The 12,033-nt window shown below is 37.8% G+C and carries 11 protein-coding genes; 3 read left to right on the forward strand and 8 right to left on the reverse strand.

Going from position 1 to position 12,033, the window contains the following annotated elements; genetic code table 11:
* The first annotated feature begins 52 nt into the window (after positions 1-52).
* Entirely contained in the window at positions 53-886 is an 834-nt protein-coding gene (locus ACZ2V4_RS04175; RefSeq protein ID WP_283722598.1) for a glucose 1-dehydrogenase, read from the forward strand.
* Positions 887-963: 77 nt separating this feature from the next.
* Here ACZ2V4_RS04175 and ACZ2V4_RS04180 read toward each other — a convergent pair whose 3' ends face one another.
* The 3 genes from ACZ2V4_RS04180 to ACZ2V4_RS04190 all read right to left on the reverse strand — a co-directional run bounded on the left by ACZ2V4_RS04180 (position 964) and on the right by ACZ2V4_RS04190 (position 4,000).
* Entirely contained in the window at positions 964-1,923 is a 960-nt protein-coding gene (locus ACZ2V4_RS04180; protein ID WP_219493015.1) for a diacylglycerol kinase, read from the reverse strand.
* 11 nt (positions 1,924-1,934) lie between these two features.
* Positions 1,935-3,377, reverse strand: coding sequence for a helicase HerA-like domain-containing protein (locus tag ACZ2V4_RS04185; protein WP_219493017.1), 1,443 nt, complete (start codon positions 3,375-3,377; stop codon positions 1,935-1,937).
* A gap of 101 nt (positions 3,378-3,478) precedes the next feature.
* A complete protein-coding gene (locus ACZ2V4_RS04190) occupies positions 3,479-4,000 on the reverse strand; it encodes a GrpB family protein (RefSeq protein ID WP_219493018.1) in 522 nt (173 codons plus the stop codon).
* Positions 4,001-4,224: 224 nt separating this feature from the next.
* On the opposite strand from ACZ2V4_RS04190, the gene ACZ2V4_RS04195 reads away from it, so the two are divergent.
* On the forward strand, positions 4,225-4,947 hold the full coding sequence (locus ACZ2V4_RS04195; RefSeq protein WP_420496164.1) for an SGNH/GDSL hydrolase family protein: 723 nt from the start codon (positions 4,225-4,227) through the stop codon (positions 4,945-4,947).
* A 63-nt stretch (positions 4,948-5,010) separates the two neighbouring features.
* On the opposite strand, the gene ACZ2V4_RS04200 is transcribed toward ACZ2V4_RS04195, so the two are convergent.
* The 4 genes from ACZ2V4_RS04200 to gatC are packed head-to-tail and all read right to left on the reverse strand — an operon-like array spanning position 5,011 to position 9,065.
* Positions 5,011-5,820, reverse strand: a complete 810-nt coding sequence (locus ACZ2V4_RS04200; RefSeq protein ID WP_219493023.1) for a tyrosine-protein phosphatase — start codon at positions 5,818-5,820, stop codon at positions 5,011-5,013.
* 57 nt (positions 5,821-5,877) lie between these two features.
* Entirely contained in the window at positions 5,878-7,305 is a 1,428-nt protein-coding gene (gene gatB, locus ACZ2V4_RS04205) for an Asp-tRNA(Asn)/Glu-tRNA(Gln) amidotransferase subunit GatB (RefSeq protein WP_012657537.1), read from the reverse strand.
* 13 nt (positions 7,306-7,318) lie between these two features.
* Positions 7,319-8,764 carry an Asp-tRNA(Asn)/Glu-tRNA(Gln) amidotransferase subunit GatA gene (gene gatA, locus ACZ2V4_RS04210; RefSeq protein WP_219493025.1) on the reverse strand — a complete coding sequence of 482 codons (1,446 nt, stop codon included), beginning with the start codon at positions 8,762-8,764 and terminating at the stop codon, positions 7,319-7,321.
* 1 nt (position 8,765) lies between these two features.
* The gene (gene gatC, locus ACZ2V4_RS04215) at positions 8,766-9,065 is read right to left on the reverse strand and encodes an Asp-tRNA(Asn)/Glu-tRNA(Gln) amidotransferase subunit GatC (RefSeq protein WP_012657539.1); all 300 of its coding nucleotides are present in this window, start codon (positions 9,063-9,065) and stop codon (positions 8,766-8,768) included.
* 177 nt (positions 9,066-9,242) lie between these two features.
* On the opposite strand from gatC, the gene putP reads away from it, so the two are divergent.
* The gene (gene putP, locus ACZ2V4_RS04220; protein ID WP_490514530.1) at positions 9,243-10,775 is read left to right on the forward strand and encodes a sodium/proline symporter PutP; all 1,533 of its coding nucleotides are present in this window, start codon (positions 9,243-9,245) and stop codon (positions 10,773-10,775) included.
* A gap of 85 nt (positions 10,776-10,860) precedes the next feature.
* On the opposite strand, the gene ACZ2V4_RS04225 is transcribed toward putP, so the two are convergent.
* On the reverse strand, positions 10,861-12,027 hold the full coding sequence (locus ACZ2V4_RS04225; RefSeq protein ID WP_219493026.1) for a CamS family sex pheromone protein: 1,167 nt from the start codon (positions 12,025-12,027) through the stop codon (positions 10,861-10,863).
* Between the last annotated feature and the right edge of the window lie 6 nt (positions 12,028-12,033).

A 12,033-nucleotide genomic window follows, 5' to 3' on the forward strand; every position in this document is an offset into this window, starting at 1 on the left:
TATATAACATAATGAGGGTAATATAAACCATCATATTTGAAGGAGTTTTGTTATGTATCTTGATCTAAAAGGTAAGGTCGCAATAATCACTGGTGGAGCATCAGGTATAGGACGCGCTACAGCTTTACGTTATGCACAAGAAGGCATCAATGTTGTTATCAATTATCATTCTAGAGAAGGTGAAGCACAAGCATTAATCGAAGCACTTCAGTCATATGGTGTTGAGGCACTGATGATTCAAGGAGACACAACCAGTAAGAATGATATGGAACATCTCGTAAAGGAGACAATCAAACACTTCGGGGAATTCCATATCTTTGTTAATAATGCAGGCATCCAGTCCGACGTTCCAAGTCATACGATGTCGATAGAAACATTCGATAAAGTAATCGATGTGAATTTACGCGGAACTTTCATTGGGTGTCAATTAGCCTTACGTCACTTTATGGAAAATAAATATAAAGGTACGATCATCAATATATCAAGCGTCCATGAAATTATACCATGGCCACATTATGCGCATTACTGTGCAAGTAAAGGCGGTGTAAAACTACTTACACAAAGTCTCGCTCTCGAATATGCACGTGTACAGATCCGCGTTAATAACATTGCACCTGGCAGTATCAATACACCAATTAATGCAGAGAATTTCAAGACAGAACAAGATAAGAAAGATGCAGATTTATTTGTGCCGATGGGGTATGTTGCAGAACCTGAAGAAATCGCAAGTGTCGCTGCATTTCTAGCAAGTAAGGAAAGTAAATATATTACCGGCCAGACGATTGTAGCAGATGGTGGTCTGAGTCTATATCCATCTCATCGAAACTTTGAACATGATGCACTGCTCGATGAATTTACTGATGAGATTAATGTGAAGACAAAATAAAATGATTACAAGATAATATTTAATCCTATATCGATAACTATCTAAACGGCGGAACAAAAGTGTTCTGCCTCTCCATTTTAATCACGTACTACTTTCGTCATTTCACGATATTCTTCTTCTATCTCAATCTTCTTCTCTGTATTCAGCTGTTCTAATAAACTAAAGACATTAATATGACGTTCAAGATTAATAAAGTGAGCTGGTAATATACCTCCAAATTCGCCATCGACATTTAACTGCACCTTATCAAATGACGATACTTTTATGTCTTTAGCTTTAACATAACGTACTTTAGGATGCTTAATATGTTCCCCTCTTGAAGCAAGCGTAAATATATGTCCGAACTCCGCAAAGTTCACTTTCTCTAATATTAATAACGTAAAGTAGCCATCATTAATCGATGCATCCGGCACGAGCTTCTCAAAGCCACCTACCGAATTTGTAAGGCCTATCAGAAACATCATCGCTTCTCCGCTGTATACTTCACCATCATATTCGATACGTACATCACTTGCTTTAATTTCTGGGAGCATCTCTAATCCTTTAACATAATAAGCAAGCGGTCCCAGTACTGTCTTCAGTCGGCTCGGCGCCTCATAGCTCACTTCCGTAATCTTTCCGCCTCCAGCGATATTAATAAAATAGCGATTATTCATTTTACCGACATCTACTGATACTGTCTGCCCACTGACAATCACATCAACCGCTTCATCGATATCTTTTGGGATGAGTAACGCACGACCAAAGTCATTCACGGTTCCCATCGGTATAATACCGATGTCTGGTCGATAGTCTTTTTCTGCGATACCGTTAATCACCTCATTAATCGTACCGTCTCCACCTGCTGCAATTACCAAGTCAAACTTATCTTCCACTGCACGTTCTGCAGCAGCTGTTGCATCACCTGCACTCTTTGTTGCATAAGCGCTTGTTTCATATCCTGCATCTTCTAACTTAATTAATACATCGGGTAATGCTTTTTTGAATAGCTCTCTACCGGATGTTGGATTATAGATAATTCTGGCACGTTTTCTCACGTACACTCCTCCTAACGTCTTCTCGTTCCAAATATATTCCTTACAATTTCACGCCCAATTTGTCTTCCCACACTTGTAAGTACGCTTGAAGCAATCTTTTCGAAATCAGATTTTTGCTTTCTTTTAGGCGCTGCTTTTTCAGCTTTCGCTTCTTTAGTTTGTGCTTTTGTTTTCGATGCTTCTACTTTCTTCTGCAGTATTTCATACGCACTCTCACGATCAACCGTTTCATTATACTGTGCATGATATGGGTTGCCTTCTATAACCTTAACTTTCACTTGTTCATCAATCACGCCAATCTTACTTTCCGGCGGACGGATAAATGCACGTTCTACAATACTCGGCTGTCCGTCTTCATTCAAACAGGAAATGAGTGCTTCTCCTGTCTTCAATTCTCCAATAACGGACGCGACATCAATTTCAGGGTTTTGTCGGAACGTTTCAGCTGCACTGGCAACAGCTTTTTGATCACGTGGTGTAAATGAGCGTAAAGCATGTTGAACACGGTTTCCAAGCTGACCTAATACTTCATCAGGTAAGTCGATTGGATTTTGAGTAATAAAATATACCCCGACACCTTTAGAACGCACGAGACGTACTACTTGCTCCACTTGTGTCACAAATGACTTCGGTGCACCTTTAAACAGTAGATGTGCTTCATCGAAAAAGAATACAAGCTTCGGCTGTTCTATATCTCCGACTTCCGGTAATGTTTCAAAGAGTTCTGTTAATAACCAAAGTAGAAATGTAGAGTACAATACTGGTTTTGTATATAAATTGTTGGCCATCAGGATGTTGATGACACCCTTATCTTCCGTTGTTTCCATAAAGTCCGATAACTTTAATGCCGGCTCCCCGAAAAACTGATCAGCACCTTGTGTTTCTAATGATAATAACTTACGTTGAATTGCACCTATCGATTGCTTCGTGATATTACCATAAACACCACTATATTCGGTCGTATTTTCATACATTTCCTTTAATAATGCCTGTAAATCTTTCAGGTCCAGTAGAAGCAGACCTTGCTCATCACTGATTTTAAACGCAATATCTAATATGCCAGACTGTGTATCATTCAATTCTAGCAGACGACCTAAAAGCATAGGCCCCATATCTGTAATTGTCGCTCTGACAGGTGTGCCTTGTTCTCCAAATATATCCCATAACCTTACAGGAAAGGTTTGAGGTGTATAATCATCAATCTGTAGGTTGTTTAATCGTTCTTGAATCTTATCATTAATCGTCATCGCTTCTGCAATGCTCGCCAGATCCCCCTTAACATCAGCCAGGAATACAGGCACCCCGGCTTTAGAAAACTGTTCAGCCATAACTTTTAGTGTGATAGTCTTACCCGTACCTGTTGCACCTGCTATCAAACCATGACGGTTTGCCATAGGAAGATCTAAATATATGTTATGATCAGCTGCTTTAGCTATCTTTATATTATTCATCATTTGTTACCCCTCATTTTGTATTATTGAATACTTTTATTTTACATGAACAGCACGAATATGCAATTTTGACACAAAAAAATAGAGGGTGGAGACCACTCCTCTTAATTATTTAATCGGTACCAGTATATCGCTTTTGCTTCAATCTCTTTTAAATATTCATCTTCTGCACGTTGCAATTCTTGAGATGCTTTTGTTAAGCGATTTAACTCCTGCTTAAACAGCCTGTATGCGATACGCTCTTTATGATGTGTCCTTAAATAATCTCTAACTGCTAGTTTTCTCTCAAGACTATTACAGTCTGTACGTTCAATAATAAGTACACATATCTCTATATCGTTCTTATGTGCAGTAAACAGTAGATACTTGTTATTTCTATCTAGTGACGTTTGAGTTAATGAATAACCAATTCGTTCCATCTGAGCGACATAACCATCAAGCTTGTTTAAGTCCTTGACTACCGGTAATATTTCTACTGACGGTATGACACTTACACCTTCAATGGAGGTACTACCAATGTGATGTAATTCAACAATTTCATTCCGAAAGACTTCTATTAGTTCCTTAGAAGCGTTGATATATATTTGATGATAGTCAAGATCACTATATAATTTATAATCTAACATAGAATTCCCCCATCCCCCGCAAGTTACTTCGTATTTCGTGCTAATTTAAAGTAGTTTATCATATTAAATGTAATATATCTATGAATATTAATAATATTTAGAATAATAAAATATTTATTCATATACTTTACCCATTCTTCACAAAAATAGTTTTCATCATCATATATTATTTATATCTGTTATTTGATAAAATAATAATATCTATGAAACTGGAGGTTAAATTAATGAAAAATATATTATTCTGGATATATATATTAGCAGCGATTCTACTGATTGGTGCCGGCTATAAATACTGGCAAGGTAAAGTAACTGAAGGCGGAGAAACAAAGGAAGCACAATTAAAAAGCGCTGCTCATCAATCAGAAGAGCAAGAATCAGAAAAAATATCTCTACCACACGTCTTCAAAGAACCTGCAATCCAAAAGATTTATGAAGAACAAAAGAAAGATAATAAAAGGATGCAGCTGACGTTTGTAAGCACACCGTATCAAACATCAAATAAAGATACGAATGTCGCAAATACATTTATTTCAAATTTACAAGAAGATGTAAATTATAATATTGTTGATGTTGATGCAAGTTCTAACACATTAAACAGTGATGATATTAATAAAAAAAATCCAGATGTCGTTATTTTAGATGCGCTTACACTTAATGACTATATCGAAGGCGTAACTATCGAAGACCATTTGAATAATCTTGAAGCAATCCTTAATAACATTAAAAATGAACACCGAAAAATTTACGTTACTGGTACACGTAGGATAAATGATGATGAATTTAATACTTACCAGCAAAAAGAAGCAAACTTCCTGCAAAACCAGGACGTGTATTTCATCCCAGTAAGTGAAGCTGTCAAAGATAAATATGACAATGATACAGAGCTCCTTACGAAAGATGGCGTGACGAAATGGAGTAAAGCCATTACAGACGAAATATTAAAATAAGACTATCGGGACTTTGTCTCGATAGTCTTTTTTATGAACGTATCACTTTGCACTTATGTCAATTTAGAATAAGCCTAGAAATTTCTTTTTCTTTTCTTTCTTCTTCTTTGCGTGTCTCTCTGATGAACTCTCAGTCTTAATGATTTCTTTCGGGCTTAAATATGGTATCTGTTCACTAAGCAGCACTTTCTTCGCATTATCTTTGAAACGATCAGCAACTTCACTGCCAAACTTATGTTCAATCGTTTCGTATGCTGCTTTCATATGGAAATTACGGTTATTTACATTGTGGGCATCACTTGCGACGAAATGAATCAATTGATGTTCAATCATAAGGTCTGCAATAGATTGTGCATGATGACCTAAATTGCCAACAACTACCCCAGCTGTAACTTGTGCGAGTGCACCGAGTTCAATCAGTTCAGCGAGTTTCTTAGGGTTCTTCTGAAGCTCAGTATTACGTTCTGGATGAGCGATGATTGGAACATACCCTTCCATTGCAAGTTGTGTAAATAACTGCTCCGTATAAATCGGCACTTCATTAGATGGAAATTCTATTAATACGTAAGGCCCTGCAAGCGGTAATGCTTTACCACTGTTCAAATCTGTGATGACATCACCGTAGATCCTAATTTCCTGACTGGCATGCACATTAAGTGGAATGTTATTCTCTTTAATAAGCTGATTTACCTTGTCTGTTAGTTCTTTAATCTTCGGACCGAAATTGTCATATAACTGAATTTTATGATGCGGTGTTGCAATAATATCTGTAATCCCTTCTGCAACGGCTTGTCGTGCCATATCAAGAGTTTCTGTTTCTGTCTGAGCACCATCATCGACACCGTACAATATATGGTTATGAATATCTATCATACTTTCACCTCTGTATAGGACAAAGAGCCTGAATACTCATCCAGGCTCCTGTTTTATTTATCTTTTTTCTAATTCTTCACGCAAAATTTTATTAACAAGCTGTGGATTTGCCTGTCCTTTAGAAATCTTCATAATCTGACCTACTAAGAAGCCTGTAGCTTTACCTTTACCGTTCTTGAAGTCTTCAATAGATTGAGGATTATTATCTAACGCTTCAGTTACGAACGCTTTCAGTTGTTCAGGATCAGAAATTTGAACAAGACCTTGTTCTTCCATAATCACTTTCGGTGCTTTACCTGTTTCTACTGTATCAGCAAACACTTTTTTCGCAATTTTAGAAGAGATTGTACCATCTGCAAGCAACTTCACCATTTCACTTAAGTTCTCAGGCGTTAATGCAGTTTCATGTAACTCCTTCTGGTTCTTGTTTAAGTATTCGTTTACGCCACCCATCAACCAGTTTGATGAAAGTTTTGCATCTGCGTCAAGTGCGATCATCGCTTCGAAGAAATCAGACATTTCTTTCGTTAATGTTAATACGTGCGCATCGTATTCAGGTAATCCATACTCTGATACATACTTCGCTTTACGTACATCCGGAAGTTCAGGAATTGATGCACGCACACGTTCTTTCCATGCTTCGTCAATATATAAAGGTACTAAGTCTGGTTCTGGGAAGTATCTGTAGTCGTCAGACCCTTCTTTAACACGCATAAGGATCGTCTTACCTGTCGACTCGTCAAAGCGACGTGTCTCCTGTAAGATTTCTCCACCATTTAATAGTACTTCTTCCTGGCGTTTTACTTCGTGCTCTAAACCTTTCTTAACGAATGAGAAAGAGTTTAAGTTTTTAAGTTCTGCTTTCGTACCAAACTTCTCTTGACCTACAGGACGTAATGAGATGTTCGCATCACAACGCAGTGATCCTTCTTCCATACGGACGTCAGATACGCCTGTGTACTGAATGATTGCTTTTAACTTCTCTAAATACGCATACGCTTCTTCAGGTGTACGAATATCTGGTTCAGATACAATCTCAACTAATGGCGTACCTTGACGGTTTAAGTCTACTAATGAATAGCCATCTTTATGCGTTAATTTCCCTGCATCTTCTTCCATATGAAGACGCGTAATACCGATACGTTTCGTTTCGCCATTCACTTCAATATCGATATAACCATTCTCACCAATCGGCTCATCAAACTGTGAAATTTGGTAAGCTTTCGGGTTATCCGGATAGAAATAGTTTTTACGGTCAAACTTCGTTTCAGTTCGAATATCCATATTTAGTGCCATCGCTGCACGCATTGCCCAGTCAACGGCAGTCTTGTTTACGACCGGTAATACACCAGGGTATCCAAGATCTACAACGTTAACATTCGTATTTGGCTCTGCGCCAAAATGTGCAGGAGAAGCTGAGAACATTTTCGATTCTGTCTTTAATTCTACGTGGACTTCTAGTCCGATTACTGTTTCAAAATGCATAGTTTAAGTCTCCTTATAATGATTGATAACGTTCGTGCATGTTAAAGCTTTGTTCATAGTTATATGCAACGTTGTATAAAGTTTTCTCGTCGAATGGTTTACCGATTAACTGTAAACCGATTGGACGGCCGTTTGACTCTCCGCATGGAATAGACATCGATGGTAACCCTGCTAGGTTGATTGGAATTGTTAAGATGTCATTCGCATACATTGTTAATGGATCATTAATTTGAGCACCGATGTCAAATGCTGTAGTTGGTGCAGTCGGTCCAACAATAATGTCATAGTTTTCAAATACACGTTCAAAATCTTGTTTAATTAATGTACGTACTTTTTGTGCTTTTTTGTAATATGCATCGTAATAACCAGAGCTCAGCGCATAAGTTCCTAACATAATACGACGTTTCACTTCGTCACCGAAACCTTCCTGGCGTGTCTTCTTATAAAGTTCTTCTAAGTTTTGTGCCCCTTCTGCCTGATATCCGTAACGAATACCGTCAAAACGTGCTAAGTTCGCACTTGCTTCACTTGAAGAAAGAATGTAATACGTTGCAACACCGTATTTAGAATTAGGGAGTGATACTTCATCAACTGTTGCACCCATCTTCTCTAATGCTTTAATCGCTGCCTGTACACTTGCCTTAACTTCTTCAGATACACCTTCACCTAAATATTCTTTCGGTACTGCTACGCGAAGACCTTTAATATCCTTGTCAATTTGTGAAGTGAAGTCTACATTATCGACTGGTGCACTTGTTGAGTCATGTGGATCAAGTCCTGAAATCACTTCTAATACAGTTGCGTTATCTTTAACGTTACGCGTAATTGGTCCAATTTGGTCAAGTGACGATGCAAATGCAACTAAACCGAAACGTGATACACGACCGTAAGTTGGCTTCATTCCTACTACACCACAGTATGATGCTGGTTGACGAATAGAACCACCCGTGTCACTACCGAGTGAGAAAGGTACTAAGCTTGCAGCAACTGCAGCTGCAGAACCACCAGATGATCCACCAGGTACTGCAGTGTGATCAAATGGATTAACTGTTTTCTTGTAGAATGAATTTTCAGTTGAACCACCCATCGCAAACTCATCCATGTTCAGTTTACCGACAAGAATACCATTTTCTGCATTTAATTTATTCATTACAGTAGCGTCATATACAGAATTAAAGCCACCTAAAATTTTAGACGCACAAGTTGTTTCAACATCTTTCGTTACGATGTTATCTTTAATCCCCATCGGAATTCCAAATAATTTACCTGATGGTGTTTCGTTATCCATAGTCTTTGCTTTCTCTAACGCAGCTTCTTTATCTAAAGCTAAAAATGAATTGATGACTGTATCATCTTTTTCGATGTTCACAAAAGTATCTTCAACTAATTCAGAAGGTTTAATCGTTTTATTCTGAATCATTTGAGATAAGCTTTCGATTGATTCGTATCTTAATGACATATTATTCTCCTCCGCCTAAAATAGATGGCACTTTAAATTGTCCATCTTCTGTATGTGCAGCATTCTTTAAGATTTCTTCCTGTGTTAAGCTCGTCTCTGCCACATCTTCACGCAATACATTCTGCAAATCTAATACGTGGAATGTCGGTTCTACACCTTCAGTATCCACTTCTTCTAATTGATCCGCAAAGTTAAGAATTGCTTCAAGTTGTGCACTGAATTTTGTTGCTTCTTCTTCAGTAATTTCTAATCGTGCTAAATGTGCAACGTGTTTAACTTGCTCATTTGTAATCTTTGACATGTGAGTCCTCCTTATGTACATATAACATCTTTAAATTTTATCAAATTTTAACGAAAAAATCTAAGCATACTAAAAATAATTCTATGAAAACGCTTAAATCCCTATTATAATAGATATATTGTCACTCTAGTACAATAAAATTCAGCGTTAATTGTAAAAATAAAGGAGGATAAACAAATGGGCTTGATATTAGGTCATACGTTTCAAAACGTAAAAATTGAAGCAACATGGATGACGTATGTCATGATTGCTGTATATTTCTTAATCCTGTTAGGGATCGGTTATTATGCATATAAACAATCAACAAGTACATTAGATGAATATATGCTTGGCGGTCGTAACCTTGGACCATTAGTAACAGCACTTTCTGCTGGAGCAGCGGATATGAGTGGCTGGATGCTGATGGGATTACCAGGTTCAGTGTACGCTACAGGACTCTCTGCCACTTGGATTGCAGTCGGATTAACGATAGGAGCTTGGTTAAACTATATCTTAGTTGCACCAAGATTACGTGTTTATACGGAGCTTGCAGATAACGCCATTACAATCCCTGACTTCTTCGAGAAACGTGTTAGTGATCATACACGTATACTGAAGATTATCTCTGGTCTTGTTATCGTCGTGTTCTTCACATTATATACGCATGCCGGAATGGTTTCTGGTGGCGTATTATTCGAAAGTTCCTTTGGATTAAATTATCACTACGGGCTTATACTTACTGCAAGTATCGTAATTATCTACACGTTGTTTGGTGGATATCTTGCCGTATCGCTTACGGACTTCTTCCAAGGGGTAATCATGTTAATCGCATTAGTGTTAGTACCAATCGTAGCATTGATAAAATTAAATGGTATGGAAGCTTTCGATACTGTCGTTGAACTTAAACCGACGAACTTAGACTTCTTCAAAGGTACGACTACAGTTGGTATTATCTCTTTACTGGCATGGGGCTTAGGTTACTTTGGACAACCACATATTATCGTGCGCTTTATGTCTATTAAGTCACACAAACAGTTACCTGCAGCAAGACGCATCGGCATCTCATGGATGACAATCTCATTAATCGGTGCCTGTGTTACAGGACTTGTTGGTATTGCATTTGTAAATAAATCAGATGCTAAGTTAGACAATCCTGAAACAATCTTCGTAATGATGAGTCAAGTGTTATTCCATCCACTAATTGCAGGATTCTTCCTAGCAGCAATCTTAGCAGCTATTATGAGTACGATTTCTTCACAGTTACTTGTTACAAGCAGTGCTTTAACGCAAGACTTCTACATGTTATTACGTAAAACGAACATTCAGGACACAAGTCGTGAGAAAGAGTTCGTTATGATTGGACGTCTATCAGTATTACTCGTTGCAATTGTTTCAATGGCAATTGCATGGAGCCCAAACGATACAATCTTAAACTTAGTTGGTAACGCATGGGCAGGATTCGGTGCGGCATTCGGACCGCTCGTATTGTTATCGCTTTATTGGAAAGGTTTAACGAAGCATGGTGCGATTACAGGTATGGTACTTGGATCAATTACAGTAATCTTCTGGATTGTGATGAAATCACACGGTGGTATCTTTGAGTTATATGAAATTGTTCCAGGGTTCTTTATCAGTTTTGTGTCAACTGTACTTGTAAGTATGGTTACACCGAAACCTGAACAACGTATTATTGACGAGTTCGATGAAATGAAACAAATTGTGAATTCATAATAAAAAGGTCGAGACAACGTGTCTCGACCTTTTACTCTTTCTCCACGGTTGCATGTTCTTGCGTGCAGATTAATATCTAAGTTCGCTATTCATATACATGAATGTACGGTGCTTTATCACCTTTTTCTTTCACTATTAATGCGCGAGGTCTAGTGTTGTCTACGATGGAGATTTCAAAGCGATCGACATGCGCAAAGCTTTTCATTGATAAGTCTGCGATATATTGGGTTACACCGATAACTTCTGCTTTTCCATAGTAATCTAATGGCACATTAATTTTCAGTGACTGTATCTTATCATCAACGAAATAACCTGTTCCAATTGCCTGTGTAAAGTTCGGGAAGTAGTTCTGTAGCTGATCGTTGAACTGCTTAAATCCATTATTCAGTTTTTCATCCAGTTCTCCCACTTCGTCCGATGGCACTAAGATGTAATCTTCATTTATTTTCTTCCAATCATCAATCTTACTGCTTCCAGCTTTACTCGTACCATATGAAGTAAACGATCCAGGTGTGATGCTTTCAGCCGATGACTGTACAAACACAGCAAACGTGATCGGAATATTTTTCAGTTCCTGCTTTACACGTAATCTAGAAAGTATTTCATCAGACATCTGCTTAGCTTGCTTCTCGATTTCTTTTTTATCGAGTTTCACATTATAAGTAGTTCCAAACGCTTCTTTTTGATAATAGTATACACTATTCATTGCAAGACCGATTGTCATACCTGAAAGTTTCTGTTTTTTTGCATCTTCTTCAGTATAGAAATTCTGTTCTAATAGATGCGACAAATACGCTGGAGATTGTCGGGCAATTTTTTCCCCATCTGTTTCTCCTTTGTGTGACGGGTTGAGACCGAAATTGGCATAAGCGTTTTTTTCGATTCGCTCGTCTTTATCCATATTATCGATTTCCTGCTTTGTATATTCCGGTTCAAGATAGCTCTCAACAGCACTCTTCGATAATAATTGCCCATCACGGTATAAATATTTATCTGGTGTGTACACTTTCTTGCTGATATTTAATAAACCGTCCTCAAATGCTTCGCCATTGTAGCTGCTTACCATATTCGAACTTGTAAGTCCACGTGCCTGGCTCTCTTTGAATGGTAACAATGTTCTATAATAATCATTTGATATCTGTACGTCTGTTGAAATTTGTTTATCCTTCTCTTTGTTGTTACTTTCTGGTGTACCATTTGAACAGCTTGCCAGAATAATTGTAGACAACATTAATATCCCTATTCGCTTCATAGATTT

It is taken from the genome of Macrococcus sp. CoH-51_TC_04 (assembly GCF_058188655.1).